Below are 18745 nucleotides of genomic sequence, written 5' to 3' on the forward strand. Positions count from 1 at the left end.
TATAAAAATGAAGATGATGAAGAAGAACTTTATATATGGTCTTTCCGTTGCACTGGTTTGCTTCGTAGGCTCTTCCTGCAGCAAGTTCTTGGATGTAGAACCGGAAGAGGTGTTGGTAAAAGAACAGATGTACCGAAATATATACGACGCAGATGCTGCCGTTATCGGGGTTTACGGGAAGTTACTATCGTTAGCTGAACAGCACGTTCTATGGAACGAACTGCGTGCCGACCTACTCACGGTGACCAACCGGGCAAACCCCTACTTGCAGGAGATCAGCACGAACGATGTAGGAGCCATTAGCGCCGATAATCCGTATGTCAATCCGCGCAAGTTTTACGAGGTTATCCTCAACTGCAATGACGTGTTGGCCAATTTTCAGATTATGCGGGAAGAGAATAAGTTTACGCCGGAGGAGTATAACCAACGCTATTCGGATATCATGGCCGTGCGGACTTGGGTATACCTGCAGTTAGGGATACATTTTGGGAGGGTGCCTTATGTAACTGATCCGTTGGATGATACCGATGCGGTGCTGGACAAGGGCAAATATCCGTTGTTGGAATTTGAACAGTTGCTAGCGCAACTCATCACCGATATGGAGGCTATTCCCTATAAGCTGCTTTATGCGAGTACGGAATCCCTGATGTATGCGGTGGACGGCTACGATATGGAACGCTTTTATATCAATAAGCAGGCGTTATTGGGTGATTTGCATTTATGGAACAACGATTACCAGAGAGCGGCGGAATATTATAAGCTGGTGATGACCAGCTATGATAATTTAGGAAACGACAACTTCCGATACGATCGGTATAAGATTAAATGGGCAGAAGTGTCAACCAACAATGATATCGCAGTAGGCTATCTACGCTACCGAGAGCAAGACGTACGCACCTTGATCAATAGCAAAACGCAAGGTTGGCGCTCGATGTTCTCGCGAACGCAGGATGTCTTGTGGAATACGGAATGGGTGTGGTCTCTGCCGTTCAACAGCAACTTCAGTCCGCAGAACCCATTTATCAGTCTATTTGCTGCCAATGGTGGCGATCACCTATTAAAACCGAGCTTGGAATCGCTTGATTTATGGAATAGCCAGACACAGCGGAATGGCGTGCCTTATGATGCACGACGCGATTTGTCGGTATCGATGATCGGACAGGAAGGGGTCGTTTCGAAGTATACCGATGAATTTTCGGACATCGGGACAATGTTGCCGATTGATAAATTCCAGCGCAACGGCAAGTGGCATTTATACCGGGCGGCGAAGCTGCATCTGCGCTTTGCGGAGGCTGCTAATCGGGATGGACATCATAAATTGGCGGTAGGACTGTTGAATAACGGTGTGGGGCGTATATATGACGATCCCAATCAGTCCGATAAAACAGATATACAACAAACGCATCTACCATTCCCGTATGACTTCGATGCCCGAAATGGAAATAACCCGCATTACAGGGCCACTTGGCATCGAAACGATGGTCTCCGAGGGAGGGCTTATGTCACCTTTCGGGAAATCAACCCGACGGACAGCTTGACCCAGGTCGAAAATTACCTGATTGAAGAGGCGGCTTTGGAAATGGCGTTCGAAGGAAGCCGTTGGGAAGATCTGCTTCGCATCGCCATGCGTCGGAACGACCCATCCTTCTTAGCCGATAAAATTTACGAAAAATTAAGCAAGGAAGGCAATCCACGGGCGGATGCTGTCCGCAGCAAACTAATGAGTCGTGAAAACTGGTATCTGCCGTTTAACTGGGAACAGTGATTAATTGTTAATGATGAGTAACTAAGTGAGATGATGACAAGATGGGGAGGTCTAAAAAACTACAATAATGAAGAAATATATTTATCTTTTTTTAATGATGTTGTGTACCATCGGTTTTTCGGTTTCGGCACATTCGTATTACATCGCTGTAGATGGGGATGATAACAACGCGGGTTCAATAGCCGACCCTTTTGCGACACTGAATAAAGCACAATCACTGGTACAATCTGGGGACACGGTATACTTCCGAGGAGGAACGTACAAAATTAAGCCCGAACAGATTATGACGCCTACCAGTGGAGGAATATGGGCACATGTATTTGATATGAGCAAAAGTGGTGCAAGCGAGAACCAACGCATATATTATTTCGGCTACGAAGGTGAACGTCCCATATTCGATATGTCTGACGTGAAACCGGCCGATCGTCGGGTAGTTGTCTTTTACGTCAGTGGTTCCAATCTCCATTTTAAAAACTTTGAAGTGATCGGCACACAAGTGACTATTGTAGGACATACGCAGTCGGAGTGCTTCCGTAACGATGGGGGAAACAATAATATCTATGAAAACCTCGCCATGCGTGACGGCATGGCGATCGGCTTTTATTTGGTGCGAGGTTCCAATAACCTCGTTTTAAACTGTGATGCTTACAACAACTGGGATTATATCTCGGACGGTGGTCGCGGCGGAAATGTGGACGGTTTCGGGGGGCACCCAACCAACACCACCAGCACAGGCAATGTATTCCGCGGTTGTCGGGCATGGTGGAACAGCGACGATGGCTTTGACCTCATCAGTGCTTATGCCGCCTATACCATTGAAAACTGTTGGGCGTTTTACAACGGTTATAAGCCCGAAACCTTTGAAACTGCGGGAGATGGAACGGGTATAAAGGCTGGTGGTTATGGTATGGGCGAAAATGCCGATGCGCCATCTGCAATCCCGATGCATATCATCCGGAATAATATTGCTTTTCAAAATCGTAACCAAGGTTTATACGCCAATCATCATTTAGGGGGCATCCTATGGGAGAACAACACGGGCTATATGAATCCTTCTAATTTTAATATGCTGACGCGGAAGTCTCGAGAAGAAGCCGTGGACGTAGATGGTTACGGACACATTATCCGGCACAATTTATCTTACAGCCCGCGTACAGCTGGGCGGCATATCATCAATGTGGACGAAGCGCTGTCTCAGATCAGTAACAATTCCTTCCTGCCGGTGAACATGGAAGTAATGGCAGATGATTTTATAAGCCTCGACGAAAGCCAGTTGATGTGGTCCAGAAAGGCAGACGGCAGTTTGCCGGATATAGACTTTCTAAAATTGAAAACCACGAGTCCGTTTTTCGCAGCAGGAATGGGCTATTTTTACACACCTCTTGGGAGTATCACATCTTACGAGTGGATCGAAGAACCGACGATTGTTATTGAACATCATGTGGCACGGGTAGTCGGTACCGGTGCAGGTCGCTTTAACAGTTTCTTTGTCAATGGAACACGGGTTCCTTTTAGTACAGGAAGGGTCGATTTGACATTATATGAGGGAGAAATCGATCTACGTGCGGCAAGCGCAAGTGGCGATGTGATCAGATTGAAAACGGTGAAGTAGGAGGAAGAGGTATACTAAAAAAGATAATCATGATACAAACGATAAATATACGCTCCTTTATGCTTTTGTTACTTTGCGGTATCGTACTATTCTCCTGTAAGAAGGAAAAAGCGGTACCGTTACAGGCGCTGGAGTTAAACAAAAACAACATAGAAATCTTGGAAGGTTACACATCAACGGTAGAGATTACGAGTGGGAACGGGAATTATGCAGTTTCTGAAACCTCTTTGGTTGAGGTAGAGATTACCGGCAATATAATTACGTTTACAGCAACCGAAAATTATGGTGAGGAGCGGTTGTTCATTATGGATGGAACAGGGAGAAAAGCAGCGGTGGATATTAAAGTCATTCCCGCCGTACTCAGCGCAGACGATCCGCGGTTTTATTGGGACAACATGATTGCATTGGAACAAGCCAATGCATGGAGTACGACTATTTTGGAAAACAAGGTGGCTATAACGAATATAGCGGAAAAGAAGCAATTGGTGCTGTCATGGAACGGTGAATTTGCTGTCGGAGTGAAGCCAAGGGCGACACTTCGTATTATCGATGAAGACGATAAGCAAAATATATCATTGACCAAACTAGAAATATTGTCAATCGACCGAAGTAAGAACTTATGTACAATCGTGTTTTATAAAGAAAAACAAAAGGGAGAATTGGTGTTTGTGTTGCCTTAGACAAAAAATAGAAAAGAATAAAAAGTTAAATCCAACAATTTTTCACAAAAATTACCGCACAAAATATTATTTTGTATATTAGCTTTGAATTGCAACTAACTTACTAACTTTTTCAAGCGTAAGCGACTTGTCCATGAAGGCTACAGATCAAGATAAGCACCTTTTTAGTAGATATTACCGTGCATTATGCTGTTTTGCTTGGCAGATGGTGCAGGATGAAAGCGTCGCTGAGGATTTGGCACAGGACGCGTTCGTTGCTTATTTAAACAACAAAACACGACTGTCTGATGACGAAAACGCCATAAAATCTTTTCTATATGCTTCGATAAAACATGCCGTATACAACATGAGCCGTCATAACAAAGTCGTGCGAAAATTCTGGGAGCGTACGGTGTTTACAGAGTCGGACGATATTGATTACGAACATCAGATTATTCGGGCAGAGTTTACTTCCGCGGTACATGTTGCGTTAGAAAGTCTACCAGAAGGCTGTCGAAAAATCATGACCATGAGTTATGTGGACGGCTACTCCAATGAAGACATCGCCCACGAATTACAGATTAGTGTCAATACTATAAAAACCCAAAAGCGTCGAGGGCTTAGTGTCTTGCGCGAAAAGCTGAATTTCAATTACTTTTGGCTTTTTCTATTCGTTTTGTTCGTTGTCTAAATCGGAATTGTCTGAACTGTGATTTCAGGGGTTTATTTGACTGGTATGATTGTACTATCCCTCTTTAACTGTTAAATGTCACATACGGATATTTGAAGTTTGTAGAAATAACCCCTTTGCACAAAAAATCCTTTCAAATATCCGAAGTGACGACTTTTTTTGTTTCTTTTTTTGAGAGAAAAAAAGAAAAATAAAATTCTTGTCACCCCAAATCCTAATTTAGGTTTCTTAACTTAAATTATGGATACAAACCCATATCATATCGCCGATATTATTGCCAAGCGTTTCAGAAATGAACCGCTCGATAGTCATGAGCAGCAAGCATTGGATACATGGATACAAGCTCATCCTAAGAACAGGACATTGTTTGATGAACTGATGGTGAAAGGCGTATCTACGAAACTGGACTGGCTGGATGACCTAGATGAAGAATCGGCTTGGCAAAATGTCCAAAAGAAGCAAGGAAAAAAGCGTAGCCATCAGTTTATGTGGCGCGTCGCTGCGACTATTGCGTTGGTTTCTTCGTTGTGTCTTGCTTTGTGGCATTATAAAACGAATGATACAACAGATGAGAGGCAAATCGCTACGTCACAACTGAACTTAAATACAAATGATGTAGGTCCGGCTCTTTTAGGCGCAAAGATTATCCTTGCCAATGGTAAAGAGGTGAAAGTGGACGATACGTTGAATATTGCCTCGGGATCGTCTATAATAGCTAAAGAATTGGACTTTTCCAGCGAGTCTGCTATACCTGAACTCATTTTTCATACGTTGGTCGTGCCGGCGGCCAACTTCTTCAAGATAACCTTAACAGATGGAACTACTGTGTGGGTTAATGCCGCAAGTGAACTCCGATTTCCGGAAGATTTTGGAGCGCATGAGCGACGTGTATACCTAAAAGGAGAAGCTTATTTTGAAGTGGAAAAAGATGCCGAAAGACCTTTCTTTGTAGAAACGGAAGAAGTGAATATCCGTGTGTTGGGAACACATTTTAATGTGTCCGCTTACGGGAAAAATGTCAAGACTTCATTAGCGGAGGGTAGCGTGGAAGTAATCAATGATACACGCTCTGTCATCATTGCGCCCGGACAAAGTGCGGAGTGGAGCAATGGAGATCTAAAAGTACGCAAAACTGAGCTACAGAGAGATCTTGCCTGGAAGAATAACATATTCTATTTCAGGAATGATCATATTGTCAGCATTGCAAACCAACTGAAGCGCTGGTATAACATAGATGTGTCTTTATCACAGGATGTGCCGTTAGATAATACGTATTCGGGTGAAATCGGCAGGAATGTCAATCTATCGGAAGTATTAACCATGTTGGCATTTGTAAGCGATCTAAAATTTACACTAAACTCTAATAAATTATTAATCACTAAACAAAAACCGATGATGAGATAAAATTACAACAACAAACGAAACAATGGAATTTAACGAGAAACAGGGATGTTGCAGCACCCCTGTTGAAATCAAGTTAAATAAAGCAATGAACCTTACACATTAACTCAATTACTCAAATGTATGAATTACTTCTTATTTGACAAAAGGCGAAAAGAAGCATGGAAGCCGCCTATTGTCTTAATTCTCCGGACGATGAAAATTACAACTTTTCTCTTGCTGGTTTTCATGACCTGTGCCTATGCAGAAGGAACTGCACAGAAAGTATCTCTTTCGTTAAAGAACGCGAAGCTGGAAGATGCTTTTCAACAGATTAGTAGACAGACAAACCTCAAATTTTTGTACAATGATGATGTGATAGCGAAATCAACGCGTGTTAATCTAAACGTACGCGCAACCAATGTAGAAGAGGTGTTGCACATGATGTTGCCGGAATCCAATTACTCTTTTAAAGTTATCGCAGGTACCGTTAGCATACATTATCACGAAACGGTTCCTGTTTTGAAAGCCGCCGCCGTGAGCAAGCAAAATACGATTAGTGGCCGCGTGACATCGATGAACGGCGAGCCTTTAGCCGGTGTATCAATAGGTGTAAAAGGAACCTCACAAGGCACGACAACCAATGAAAATGGTGAGTTCTCAATCATTGCTCCTAGTGGCAGTACATTAGCTTTCCGCTATGTAGGTTATTTGACGAAAGATATAGCTATAAGCAATCAACGGACATTGAATGTGCAGATGATGGCAGAAGATCAGGCGATAGAAGAAGTCGTAGTAACCGGGATGGGACAACGGGTTGACCGTCGTTTGTTTACCGGTGCAACATCACAGATTTCCGGCGAAGCTGCGCAGATTGGCGGACAGATTGACCCGAGCCGTGGACTGGAAGGCCGTGTAGCCGGAGTCTCTGTGCAAAACGTAACGGGGACGTTTGGTACAGCGCCGAAAATTCGCGTGCGCGGTGCTACATCTATTTACGGTGCGTCAAAGCCGTTGTGGGTTATCGATGGCGTTATTGTAGAAGATGTCGCTGACGTGAATGCAGATGCGCTTTCTTCTGGAGATGCTTTGACGTTGATCAGTTCGGCTGTAGCCGGGTTGAACATGCATGATATCGAATCGTTCCAGATATTGAAAGATGGTTCAGCAACCTCTATATATGGTGCCCGTGCGATGGCAGGGGTTATCGTTATCACGACTAAAAAAGGAACGGCCGGACGTAGCTCCTTAAACTATACAGGTGAATACACTATTCGTGCTACACCACGATATTCCGAATTCAATATCATGAACTCACAGGAGCAGATGTCGGTTTATCAAGATGTTTATCCGAAACAAGATATCCGCTTCGGAGATCTGTTAACAGAAGCCAACAGTGGTGTGTATGGCGATTTGTATCGTCGTATACAGACTGGTGAGGTTGTGAACGATTTGTTTACCAACAGGCATCATGTCAACAACTTCCTGCGAGAAGCAGAATACCGTAACACGGATTGGTTTAGCCAATTGTTTCAGCCGAGTGTACAACACAACCATTCGGTGAGCATGTCGTCCGGTACCGAAAAATCGCAGTATTATTCGTCCATCAGTGCCTTGGTAGATCCAGGGTGGACCAAGCGAAGTGGGGTTAACCGCTACACAGGTAATTTGAATGCCAATTATAATATCTCGGATAATCTTCGCTTAAATATCATCACGAACGGCTCTTATCGTCAGCAACAAGCGCCCGGAACGTTAGGGCAGACGACTGATGTGGTTTTCGGGGAAGTAAAACGTGATTTTGATATCAACCCCTATGCCTATGCGATGAACAGCTCGCGTACACTTGATCCTAACGTCTTCTATACCCGCAACTATGCGCCGTTCAATATTCTGCACGAGTTGGAAAACAATTATATGGACGTGAATGTGACCGATCTCCGTTTCCAAGGAGACTTGAAATGGAAGGTTGTTCCGGAATTGGAATTAGGTGCTTTTGGTTCGGTACGTTATCAGTCCACCGCACAGCACCATTATGTAAAAGATTTGTCTAATCAGGCACAGGCGTATAGAGCAGGTATTGATTTTGGAACCACTGTGATACGAGACAAAAACCCGTTCTTATATACCGATCCGGACGATCCGTATGCGCAGCCCATCTCCGTATTGCCGGAAGGCGGTATTTACAACCGCACGGATTATACCATGTTCGAGCAATTATTCCGTTTCACGGCACAGTATAATAAAACCTTCAATTACAATCATATTGTAAGTGCCTTTGCCGGTTCTGAATTGACGGCTTCCGACCGGAATAATACGTGGTTCCGTGGTTGGGGGTTGCAATATGAATTGGGCGAAAGCCCATTTACAGATTATCGCGTGTTTAAAAGAGGTCAGGAAGAGAATACACCCTATTTCCATGTGAACAGGAACAAGGACAACGACCCGACGAACACCAAGTATAAGCAAGCGGCGTTTTTTACTAACCTGACTTATTCGTATGCGGGTAAATATATTTTGAATGGTACCTTCCGTTATGAAGGATCCAACAAGCTAGGGGAAGCAATCTCGGCTAGATGGATGCCTAGTTTTAATATCGCGGGAGCATGGAATGCACACGAAGAGGACTTTTTTACAGACTTTTCTCCTGGACTCTCACATTTGACGTTGAAAGCTTCCTATAGCTTGACGGGGGATAGAGGACCGGCCGACGTCACCAACTCGCATGCCATATATGCCTCGTATAACCCATGGAGGCCGACAGCGAGTGATACGGAATCGGGTTTGCAGATTATGGATCCGGCAAACTCGGAACTGACGTATGAGAAAAAACATGAGCTCAATATCGGAACATCGATAGGTCTTGTGGACAACCGCATTAATATTGAGTTTGACTGGTTCAAACGGAATAACTTCGACTTAATTGGCGTGGTGAATACACAGGGAATGACTGGTGTAATCTCCAAAATGGGGAATGTCGCCGACATGAAATCGAGTGGAGCGGAATTGAGCTTAACCGGACATATCTTCCGGGATAGCGAGTTTAAGTGGCGATCTAATTTGATTTATTCCCATGTGAAAACAGAAGTCACCCGTCTGGATACGCGCAGTCAAGTCATTGATCTGATTACAGGAACTGGGTTTGCTCAAGAGGGCGGGCCGTCAAGAGGATTGTATTCTATTCCTTTTGTTCGTTTGAACAACGAAGGCTTGCCTGTTTTCCTAGGTCCGGATAATGAAGAAACCATAACGGATATATACTTTCAGGAGCGGGATAGAATCGATTATTTAAAATATGAAGGACCGACCGATCCGATCCATACCGGAGGCTGGGGTAACCAGTTCAATTACAAAAACTTCGGCTTGAATGTGTTTATGACATATTCTTTTGGAAACGTAGTTCGTTTAAACCCGGTATTTAAGCACGAGTACGATGATTTGACGGCATCTACCAAAGAGTTCGCAGACCGTTGGATGGTGCCGGGAGACGAAGCCTATACGAATGTGCCACTTGTCTCTTCTAAAGGGCAGAACAGAGCGTATAACAACGACCTTCAGTATACGTTTAATGCCTACAATTATTCGTCCGTACGTACCGCGAAAGGCGATTTTATTCGCTTAAAAGATGTGTCCTTATCCTACGAATTGCCCAAAAATTGGGTAAATGCATGGAAGGTGAATTCATTGGGTTTACGTTTCAACGCGACTAACCTATTCCTGATTTATGCGGATAAGAAGTTGAATGGACAGGATCCGGAGTTTGTTAACGCGGGAGGTGTAGCTGCACCGATGGCTAGACAATATACATTGACATTACGTTTGGGATTGTGATGGAAACTTTAAGAAAGGATTGAAATGAAAAGAAAGAACAAATTATATATAGCGATAGCCTTAGTCTGTGGGTTGGGCTTCTTCTCCTGTGATAAATTTTTGGATGAGATGCCCGACAACCGCGCAAAACTGGATACCGAGGCTAAAATTGATAAAGTCTTGGTGTCGGCTTATCCTGCAACAGCTTATTTGGTGTCAGCGGAGTTTTCATCGGATAATATAGATGATTATGGAATAAGTAATCCGTATAACGAACGGGATCTGGAACAATTGTTCCGTTGGAACGATGTGACCGAAAATACAGACGACAGCCCCAAAGAAGTTTGGGAAGCTTGTTATAAAGCTATTTCCAGTGCTAATGCGGCGTTGGGCGCGATCGAGGAAATGGGAAATCCGGCAAGCTTAAATGCGCAGCGTGGAGAGGCCTTGGCAGCGAGGGCATATTCTCACTTTATTTTGGTTAACCTATTTGCACAGCATTATCATAAAGATCATGCGGCGACAGATTTAGGCATCACCTACATGTTAGAAACCGAAGATGAGCTGAATCCACAATACGAGCGCAACACGGTGCAAGAAGTGTACGATTATATGGTGCGTGATTTGGAGGAAGCGTTACCGCTGATTGATGACGCGTCCTACGGTGAAACACCAAAATACCACATGAACTCCAGGGCGGCTAATGCACTGGCGGCACGCATTGCCTTGTATATGCAGAATTGGGAAAAGGCGATTAGTTATGCTACTGCCGCTATTGGTTCCAATCCTTCACCTTTATTGCGGGATAACCGTACTATCTCCGCTAGTGCGGTAGAAGTTACTCCCGCTGCCATTGCCTATAACCGTAGTTCCATCAAAGCGAACTTGATGCTAGCGACAGCAGGTACGAGCCACGGGTTATACTTTGGGAATTATTATACTGGTGCTCGGTTTGCCCATGGCGCGTTTATCAGTAACACAGAGACCATGCTCGCAGAAGCTCCTTATGGCAAACGGACGGCCACCGGATATATTCCGCAGGTGTTTGTGTATTCCGGAACGAATTTGGATAAACATCTATTTCCCCGAGTTTCCTATCAGTTTGAATATACCGACGTTGTCGCCGGTATTGGTTATCGCCGAGGCGCCTATGCACCCTTTACTACGGAAGAAACGATGTTGGTGCGCGCTGAAGCGTTGATTCACCTGAAACGTTATGAAGAAGCGGTGGTGGATATGAAACGATGGGTAGATAATACCTTAGCGAATCCACCGGCAACGTTTACCGTGGAAAGTCTTAACGAATGGGCTGATGGTTTGGAATATTACGAACCGGATGAACCTACGCCGAAAAAGAGACTGGATCTGGGCATGATTCCGTTTGAGACGGGGACGCAGGAAAATATGCTGCATGCCTTGTTGTATATCCGCCGGATAGAGACCATGCACATGGGGCTACGTTGGTTTGATGTGAAGCGTTATGGTATTGAAGTGGCACGACGGTTGATTACGACAGGTACCACAGTTTCTGTCGTAGAAAACGACACTAAATTGGTTGCGCGCGATAACAGAGCGGCATTACAAATCCCCTTGGATGTAATTTCTGCAGGTTTAACTCCTAATCCTAGATAATGATGAACATGATAAAGAAACTAAATATTTTGTTGTTATCTTCTTTGTTACTTTTTTCCTGCAAAGAAGAACGTTTAGATCCAACGAGTGTTTTCGAGGATCTAGAAGTGGAGACAAACGAACTGGATAACTATATTGAAGACCAGTTTACAAAAGATTATAATATTGCCATTGTGTATAAGTTTGTTGAAGCGGAGTCGGATTTGGACTATAACCTCAGTCCGGCGAGTTACGAGAGTTCGGTACGCATGACTAAGCTATTGTATTATCTCGGTATCGCACCGTATGATGAGATTACGGGCAGTAAGGACTTTATACGGTCGTATTTCCCAAAGTTATTGAACTATATCGGTTCGGCGGGGTATCGGAATAACGGAACGTTTGTATTGGGTACAGCTGAAGGGGGGGTTAAGATTTCGCTCTATCTATTAAATAATCTCACGGAGGAAACGGGTATGGATGCAGACTTTTTGAACTATTACTACTTCCATACGATGCACCACGAATTTGCGCATATTTTGCACCAGACAAGGGATTACCCGGCTTCATTCAAGGAGATTACCGGCGCCGGTTATGTGGCGGATGCGTGGAGCGATATCTATAGCGGCTCCTCAGCTGATGCCTTGGCCGCGGCAGATGGATTTGTTTCTCCTTATGCTTCCAAAGAAGCTAACGAGGATTTTGTCGAAACGTATTCGTATTATATCACGCTATCCCCGGCGCAATGGGAACAGCGTATCAGTCAAGGAGGTGAAGAGGGTAAGATAATCATAGAGACGAAATTGGACATTGTACGAACGTACTTCCAAACGGTTTGGGATATCGATCTGGATGTGTTAAGAGACGAAATTTTAGCCAGACAGGCAGATTTGCCCAATTTTGATCAAACATCTTTAAACTAAAAAATTATGAAGTTAAAACACATCATATTTACGTTTTTGCTTCCGGTTTTACTGATTACGTCATGTAAACGCGAGCAGGACCGTATCTTCGAGGAGAATGCCTCGGTGCGGATGACGGAAGCGATTGCCAATGCATACGAAGTCCTCCAGGGCAACGAAGCGGGCTGGGTAATGACGTATTACCCGAGCGACAATCAAGAGTTTGGTGGTTACACCATTTTTACGAAGTTTATTTCCAATGCTCAGGTGACGATGGTTTCCGATGCGATTGAAAGCTCGGAGACGAGTACCTATTCTGTGATTCATGACACTGGTCCCGTTTTATCTTTCAATGGCTATAATAAAGCTATCCACTGGTTTTCCGAACCTGGAATGGACAATGGAAGGATTGGTGCCGATGATACTGGAATGAAGGGTGATTTTGAATTTATCGTGCTGAAAGCAACAGCGGATTCGGTTGTTCTTAAAGGCAAGAAAAGTGGTACGGAAGTCGTGATGCTGCCGTTAAGCGGCGACGAGTTTGAGCAACAAGGGGAAGCCTATCAGGAAGCTGCAAGTCAATTTAGTGAGTTTGGCGTTTTTAAACTGGAAGATGCCTCGGGAGAGTTGTTGGATATGCCTTATTCTTCACCGATCCGTGTTTTTCGTAATCCGAAGGATAACAGTGGAAACGAAATGTCTTTTCGTGTGATCCCAAGCGGACTGGAGTTTTACGCGGAACAGGAAATGGAAGGCGTAAGATTCAAGACCTTAAAATTCGTAGAACCAACGACTGCTTATCCTTATGGCTATTATACAGATGATAATACAACTTTTAAAATAGTTCCGGATGTTACGCCGCTGAATTTGTGGTTTATCAGTAACGAATGGTATATGGCGTACAGTAAAGTTGGGTCAACTGGACAAATTTATTGGGATCGTGCAAGAACTGCCCTAGAATCCAATGGTTTGCAGCTAAATGAGTTTAGTATTGGTTCTATCGCAGGCCTTTCCGGCGTTACGTCTTATCTATTAAACAATTATACGGTAGGAGGACTGATAACACATAACCTTGTGCCGGTTCCGGGAACAACAGATCAGGTGAGAATCTCGCTTGCTGGATCTATTTATACCTATACGGGGATGACTTTTGGAGTAGCATACTGGAACGCAGGGTTAAATCAGTTTACTACGCCATTCAATAATCGTACTTTTGTGATTACTACTTTGGATGCACTAGATCGACCTAAGTCAATTTTGTTAACGGATACACAGATTCCAACGAATACGTTTGAATTGACGCTGGATGCAATCACAGATCCATTTAATAATTAATTTGTGTTTGTTATAAAAACATAGGGGAGTTAACAAGACTCTCCTATGTTAATGAATTATATCTATGCAACCTTATTTTTAAAAAAAATATTGTTTTATCGAAACTGATGATATCGGTTTTTACGATATTTTTATCTTGTCAATCCGTGATTGAAAATAGAGATTTGTATCCAGTGGAAAATGTGTTATTTTCCAACGACGGACTAATTATAAGTAGTCCTGATGCTTTGAATTATAGTAATCCTGTGCCTCAACAACCATTAGCCTAACCTTTTTATGATAGGGAGATAACAAATAAAAACATTGCTTATGATGAGAATATTGTTTGGATTACATATTGCAGTCACTGTATTTTTGATTCTAAATCGGATATTGTATTTGGTGTGGCCGGAAAGTTTTATGGTAACCATCTTTGGCGTACTATGGGAACTTTGTATCATACCTATTATTGGTCTTATCTTGTTCAGTGTCGCTATGCTGGTTATGAAACTGTTTAAAAAAGATTTTTCACTATATGTTCCAGTATTGTTATCGGTAGTGTTTAATATTTTTTTACTAATTATATTGCCGTATCTTATGGAATAGAACGATTTATCATAATATGATTTCCTTAAATATCATAATATTTAAGGATTGTGATCCTGTAAAGTTATAATATTTAAGGATTGTAATCCTGTAAAGTTATGATATTTATAGACTAATCTCCAAATATTCCTGCAAATTCTTCTATAGCTATGCTGGAGAATACCTCTTTTTTACATTTCTCTCTCTAATTCCCACTCCGCAACTTCGCCAACCCCTTAATAAAACTCAGCTCCCGATACTTCTCCGGCATAGCATCGATAACTGGTTTGAACGATTGATAAATCTCTTGACTCGTTATCCGGTTATGCAATATAAACGGGACGATAACGTTATTAGCATGCTCTATTAAAAACCGTTTTTCTTCCTTTTCGTATTGGGGTAAAATCGTGCTTGTCCACAAGTCTTTGATCTGCGAGTTGACAGCAGCAGCTTGCTGTAAATCGTTCTTATCATTATAGTGGTAAAGTAATTTTTTCAAAGTGTCCCTTTGGCTGTGGTATTGTTGGCGAAACCGATGCCAAATGGATTCGTATGCTTCGTACAGTTGCGCTTGCTTTCCCTCGACTTCAATGGATGGTGTGAAAGTACGTTCGTTGGATAGCAGTTGCTCTTCGAGCATTTCTTTCGTTACACCAGCGGGTGTATATAGATGTATGGCTCCATCCCGTTTAGGGTCAATAAAGACACGTTTTTGCAACGAATAATACGACGGATTATCCAGTGTATGTGGTCGGAGACTTTTAAACTCGTCAGGAGTAATTACGTCCCGATCCCACATTATGGTCAGTAAATGAATGCCGTACGTCAGCGAATCTAATACGAGTTGACCACGTAAGGTGTCTTCGTAGACCTGCGTACCATTGGAAAGGTTGAATATGGAAACGATTTTGTCACCTCCTATTGGGACATCCACGCGTAAACGTACCTTTTTATTTTGGGAAGTACAGGAGATGCAGCTATATAGAAAAATTAGACCCGCATATAGTATTTGATTTTTCATTGTTTGAGGTTAATTGTAAATGCATGAATTAGCTTGCCTTGTTTTTGACGCGACTACGTTTAATAAGATAAAGATACAGATATTTCGTTTTTATTTTCAAGCGTATTTCTTGAAGAATCTCCTGTTTTGTACATGTACATAGCGTCTACTGTAATGTGGTTAACGTCTATGTACAGTGACATAATCAACAAGTCAATGTAGTTGTCGGCTATGTCACGTTACATACCGTATTTGTTGCGTGACATAACCGACATGTCACTGTACAAAATAGACTTGTTGCGTGCATGCATTGCAAAGGCACAGTACTTAGCCGAATACTCGGGGAACACACGCGCAATCTATCCTGACAAAATGGACAATGCACGGAACATCGCCGCTTTGTCAAGGAACAAAATCTAATTGTTCCGTGCGGACATTGACATGTACCTGTACATAATCGCTGAGAAATAACGATTTGCTGTTTTTCCATGCGTCGTCACATTTCCGTTCGTGTTGGATTGTATAGGATTAAAGGTTAGATCGAAATTTCAAAGTTTATGTTCGGAAATTTCAAAATACATATCCGTAAATTTCAAAATGGCGGGTGCAGATATCCTACCTAACAATTATATGGGAGCATGTATCGCAGGAGGATACCCGGCTATTTATCACCGAGGGATTGTCCCTACAAACTTCTATACCAGCTATGTCCAAACATCTGTGGAGAAAGATGTAACCCAACTGATTAATATCAGATATATGAACGTTTTCGAACCTTTCTGAAACTATGTGCAACACGTGCCGGTCAGCTTTTGAATTTAAATGCATTAGCAAATGAATGCAATATTTCTCAACCTACAGCAAAAGCTTGGTTATCTATTTTGGAGAGTAGTTATATCGTTTTTTTACTATATCCTTATCATGAAAACTTTAGCAAACGTTTAGTAAAAACACCGAAGTTATTTTTCTATGATACCGGTTTACTAACACATTTGTTAGAAATAAGAGAACCGGAAGAACTTCTGCTGAATAGACTAAAAGGTAATATTTTTGAAAATTTTGTCGTAGCTAATTTTCAGAAAATAAATGAACATCGTTACAAACACCTGCATTACTATTTCTGGCAGGATCATAACGGATTGGAAATAGATATCCTCGTTAAATCTGCTCGAGAATTTGATATTTATGAGATTAAATCAGCGCAAGACAGCTGCACCTAAACGTTTACCGAGGGTTGTATAGGTAAAGAAAGATTCGTATTATAGCCTATCAAATCGCAATGGTTATGTCATATAGATTTTATTTGCCACACAGAGAGGGCGGGGAGCGAACCGGGAAGAAGATCTTGGCCGTTGATATAGGAGGAACCAAAACGAGTTTCGGTGTTTTTGAAGTAAACAGAGATACACTTTCCCTTATACGGGAGGAGACATTTGCGTCTCGTTCGATGGGTACATTTGAAGAAATTCTACATAAATTTCTCGCTTCTGATCATGGCGCAAAACCTGATGTGCTGTCGATCGGCGTGGCTGGGCCCGTACTGGAGAATAAAGTAACATTGACGAACCTCTCGTGGGAATTGGATGCCGCGTCGTTAAAAACCGAATTTGATATAGAACAGGTGTCTATTATCAATGATTTAGAAGCTACCGCGTACGGTTTAGTAGGATTAAGTTCGGAGGACACCGTACCCTTGTTTGAAAGTTCTGAGAAAGTTTCCGGTAATATGGCGGTGTTGGCACCGGGAACGGGATTGGGTGAAGCGGGGATGTTCTGGGACGGAGGATACCATCGCCCATTTGCAACCGAAGGCGGACATAGCGAATTTGCGCCACGTACAGATATCGACGTGGAATTACTGAAGTATTTGCAACAAGAAGACGAAATTATCAGTTGGGAACATGTCGTATCCGGCCCAGGGATTTATCGAATTTACAAATTCCTTCGGGATGTTAAAGGACATAAAGAACCCACCTGGTTGAAAGAAAACTTCAAAAACAATGAAAATCCCGCAGCCGTGATCAGTCATGCGGCTATGCGGGAGCTGGACGCGACCTGTAATTTGACGATGGATCTGTTTGTTAGCTACATGGCACGTGAGTCAGCGAGTTTGGTGCTGAAACATAAAGCGGTAGGCGGTTTATGGCTAGGAGGAGGTATCCCGCCAAGGATATTCCCGTTGCTGAAAAAAGATCTATTCCGGAAGCAGTTTATCCAAAATGCACATATGACCCATCTGTTGGAAAAAGTATCTATCCGCGTTATTTTAAATAGCCAGGCCGCATTGATCGGTGCCGGTTATTACGGCGCTTTTGGTACTTAACCCACTTTATTTGCTAATATGCTCAACTCCTGGGCAGTGCGACCAGCTATTTCTTTGTAAGCATGGACAACAGGTTCGTCCGCATCTAAAAGAATAGGGAAACCGTTGTCACCCGCATCGGCAACAGCTTTCACTAACGGTATTTCACCCAAAAATGGCACATTATTGTCTGCAGCAAGCCGTTTTCCGCCATCTTTGCCAAAGATATAATACCTGTTGTCCGGTAATTCAGCTGGCGTGAAATACGACATATTCTCGACGATCCCAATAATGGGGATATTAATGCCGTCCATACGGAACATTGCCATCCCTTTCATGGTATCGGCTAACGCAACCTGTTGTGGTGTGGTCACGATAACGGCACCCGAAATAGGATAAGACTGGGCAACGGTAATATGAATATCGCCTGTTCCTGGAGGCATATCGACAACCAGATAATCCAATTCTCCCCAATGTGCATCGCCAAAGAGCTGCTTGATGGCCGATGTTGCCATCGGTCCACGCCAGGGGATAGGTTGGTTAGGGTCGGTGAAAAAGCCTATAGATAGTAATTTCAATCCAAATTTTTCTACAGGTGCTATTTTCTGCTTACCGTTAATTTGAATAGATTCGGGACGTGTACCTTCCAGCCCGAACATAAGCGGTAGCGAAGGACCGTAAATATCAGCATCCAGTAAGCCGGTTTTTGCACCACTCTCCGCCAATGCTAACGCCAGATTACTTGCTACGGTCGATTTGCCGACACCACCTTTACCAGACGAAACCAGAATAATATTTTTAATACCATCCAGTTGTGCAGCGTCTACACCGACCACTCTGGAAGTCATATTGATGTCTACTTCCACCTCTTTGCTTACAAAAAGACCAATCGCGTTCCGGCAAGCATGTTCAATATGTCCCTTCAGTGGACAAGCAGGGGTTGTCAATACGACATCAAACTTGACTTTATTTGGCAAGATCTCTATATGTTGGATCATGTTCAACGTCACCAGATCTTTTTTAAGATCCGGCTCCTCTACATGACTTAAAGCGTGCAATACTTGTTCTTTTGTAATCATGACAATGGTTTGTTACGTTACAAATTTACACATTG

At 43.0% G+C, this 18745-nt stretch carries 15 protein-coding genes; 13 read left to right on the forward strand and 2 right to left on the reverse strand.

Annotation, left to right across the window (positions count from 1 at the left end; genetic code table 11):
- Positions 1–13: 13 nt before the first annotated feature.
- The 10 genes from G5B43_RS04890 (at position 14) to G5B43_RS04935 (ending at position 14350) form a co-directional block, all read left to right on the forward strand.
- Positions 14–1765: a RagB/SusD family nutrient uptake outer membrane protein gene (locus G5B43_RS04890; protein WP_206367245.1), complete on the forward strand. Its 1752-nt coding sequence runs from the start codon at positions 14–16 to the stop codon at positions 1763–1765.
- 67 nt (positions 1766–1832) lie between these two features.
- Entirely contained in the window at positions 1833–3377 is a 1545-nt protein-coding gene (locus tag G5B43_RS04895; RefSeq protein ID WP_165293598.1) for a right-handed parallel beta-helix repeat-containing protein, read from the forward strand.
- Positions 3378–3406: 29 nt separating this feature from the next.
- Positions 3407–4057: a hypothetical protein gene (locus tag G5B43_RS04900; RefSeq protein WP_165293599.1), complete on the forward strand. Its 651-nt coding sequence runs from the start codon at positions 3407–3409 to the stop codon at positions 4055–4057.
- A 133-nt stretch (positions 4058–4190) separates the two neighbouring features.
- Complete coding sequence (locus G5B43_RS04905) at positions 4191–4727, forward strand: RNA polymerase sigma-70 factor (protein ID WP_165293600.1); 537 nt, start codon at positions 4191–4193, stop codon at positions 4725–4727.
- A gap of 240 nt (positions 4728–4967) precedes the next feature.
- A complete protein-coding gene (locus tag G5B43_RS04910; protein ID WP_165293601.1) occupies positions 4968–6131 on the forward strand; it encodes a FecR family protein in 1164 nt (387 codons plus the stop codon).
- Between the two features lie 120 nt (positions 6132–6251).
- Positions 6252–9938, forward strand: a complete 3687-nt coding sequence (locus tag G5B43_RS04915; protein WP_165293602.1) for a SusC/RagA family TonB-linked outer membrane protein — start codon at positions 6252–6254, stop codon at positions 9936–9938.
- Positions 9939–9962: 24 nt separating this feature from the next.
- Positions 9963–11549: a RagB/SusD family nutrient uptake outer membrane protein gene (locus G5B43_RS04920; RefSeq protein ID WP_165293603.1), complete on the forward strand. Its 1587-nt coding sequence runs from the start codon at positions 9963–9965 to the stop codon at positions 11547–11549.
- A gap of 8 nt (positions 11550–11557) precedes the next feature.
- Positions 11558–12451, forward strand: coding sequence for a putative zinc-binding metallopeptidase (locus tag G5B43_RS04925; protein ID WP_165293604.1), 894 nt, complete (start codon positions 11558–11560; stop codon positions 12449–12451).
- Positions 12452–12457: 6 nt separating this feature from the next.
- A complete protein-coding gene (locus G5B43_RS04930) occupies positions 12458–13765 on the forward strand; it encodes a DUF4302 domain-containing protein (protein WP_165293605.1) in 1308 nt (435 codons plus the stop codon).
- Between the two features lie 309 nt (positions 13766–14074).
- On the forward strand, positions 14075–14350 hold the full coding sequence (locus G5B43_RS04935; protein WP_165293606.1) for a hypothetical protein: 276 nt from the start codon (positions 14075–14077) through the stop codon (positions 14348–14350).
- A 184-nt stretch (positions 14351–14534) separates the two neighbouring features.
- Here G5B43_RS04935 and G5B43_RS04940 read toward each other — a convergent pair whose 3' ends face one another.
- Positions 14535–15350: a hypothetical protein gene (locus G5B43_RS04940; protein WP_165293607.1), complete on the reverse strand. Its 816-nt coding sequence runs from the start codon at positions 15348–15350 to the stop codon at positions 14535–14537.
- Between the two features lie 576 nt (positions 15351–15926).
- On the opposite strand from G5B43_RS04940, the gene G5B43_RS19345 reads away from it, so the two are divergent.
- The 3 genes from G5B43_RS19345 to glk all read left to right on the forward strand — a co-directional run bounded on the left by G5B43_RS19345 (position 15927) and on the right by glk (position 17652).
- On the forward strand, positions 15927–16112 hold the full coding sequence (locus tag G5B43_RS19345; protein WP_240904760.1) for a hypothetical protein: 186 nt from the start codon (positions 15927–15929) through the stop codon (positions 16110–16112).
- Positions 16113–16141: 29 nt separating this feature from the next.
- A complete protein-coding gene (locus tag G5B43_RS04945; RefSeq protein ID WP_240904761.1) occupies positions 16142–16549 on the forward strand; it encodes a DUF4143 domain-containing protein in 408 nt (135 codons plus the stop codon).
- Positions 16550–16614: 65 nt separating this feature from the next.
- On the forward strand, positions 16615–17652 hold the full coding sequence (gene glk, locus G5B43_RS04950) for a glucokinase (RefSeq protein WP_165293608.1): 1038 nt from the start codon (positions 16615–16617) through the stop codon (positions 17650–17652).
- Here the strand turns inward: glk and G5B43_RS04955 are convergent.
- The gene (locus tag G5B43_RS04955) at positions 17649–18710 is read right to left on the reverse strand and encodes an Mrp/NBP35 family ATP-binding protein (protein ID WP_165293609.1); all 1062 of its coding nucleotides are present in this window, start codon (positions 18708–18710) and stop codon (positions 17649–17651) included. The two genes, glk and G5B43_RS04955, sit on opposite strands and share 4 nt — an antisense overlap.
- Positions 18711–18745 lie beyond the last annotated feature (35 nt).

It is taken from the genome of Sphingobacterium sp. SGR-19, from assembly GCF_011043555.1.
GTDB lineage: Bacteria > Bacteroidota > Bacteroidia > Sphingobacteriales > Sphingobacteriaceae > Sphingobacterium.

Coding starts and splice junctions, on each gene's coding strand:
- G5B43_RS04955 (WP_165293609.1), bottom strand. CDS start 18,710: ATGATTACAAAAGAACAAGTATTGCACGCTTTAAGTCATGTAGAGGAG.
- glk (WP_165293608.1), top strand. CDS start 16,615: ATGTCATATAGATTTTATTTGCCACACAGAGAGGGCGGGGAGCGAACC.
- G5B43_RS04920 (WP_165293603.1), top strand. CDS start 9,963: ATGAAAAGAAAGAACAAATTATATATAGCGATAGCCTTAGTCTGTGGG.
- G5B43_RS04890 (WP_206367245.1), top strand. CDS start 14: ATGATGAAGAAGAACTTTATATATGGTCTTTCCGTTGCACTGGTTTGC.
- G5B43_RS04925 (WP_165293604.1), top strand. CDS start 11,558: ATGATAAAGAAACTAAATATTTTGTTGTTATCTTCTTTGTTACTTTTT.
- G5B43_RS04910 (WP_165293601.1), top strand. CDS start 4,968: ATGGATACAAACCCATATCATATCGCCGATATTATTGCCAAGCGTTTC.
- G5B43_RS04905 (WP_165293600.1), top strand. CDS start 4,191: ATGAAGGCTACAGATCAAGATAAGCACCTTTTTAGTAGATATTACCGT.
- G5B43_RS04935 (WP_165293606.1), top strand. CDS start 14,075: ATGATGAGAATATTGTTTGGATTACATATTGCAGTCACTGTATTTTTG.
- G5B43_RS04930 (WP_165293605.1), top strand. CDS start 12,458: ATGAAGTTAAAACACATCATATTTACGTTTTTGCTTCCGGTTTTACTG.
- G5B43_RS04915 (WP_165293602.1), top strand. CDS start 6,252: ATGAATTACTTCTTATTTGACAAAAGGCGAAAAGAAGCATGGAAGCCG.
- G5B43_RS04940 (WP_165293607.1), bottom strand. CDS start 15,350: ATGAAAAATCAAATACTATATGCGGGTCTAATTTTTCTATATAGCTGC.
- G5B43_RS04900 (WP_165293599.1), top strand. CDS start 3,407: ATGATACAAACGATAAATATACGCTCCTTTATGCTTTTGTTACTTTGC.
- G5B43_RS04895 (WP_165293598.1), top strand. CDS start 1,833: ATGAAGAAATATATTTATCTTTTTTTAATGATGTTGTGTACCATCGGT.
- G5B43_RS19345 (WP_240904760.1), top strand. CDS start 15,927: ATGGCGGGTGCAGATATCCTACCTAACAATTATATGGGAGCATGTATC.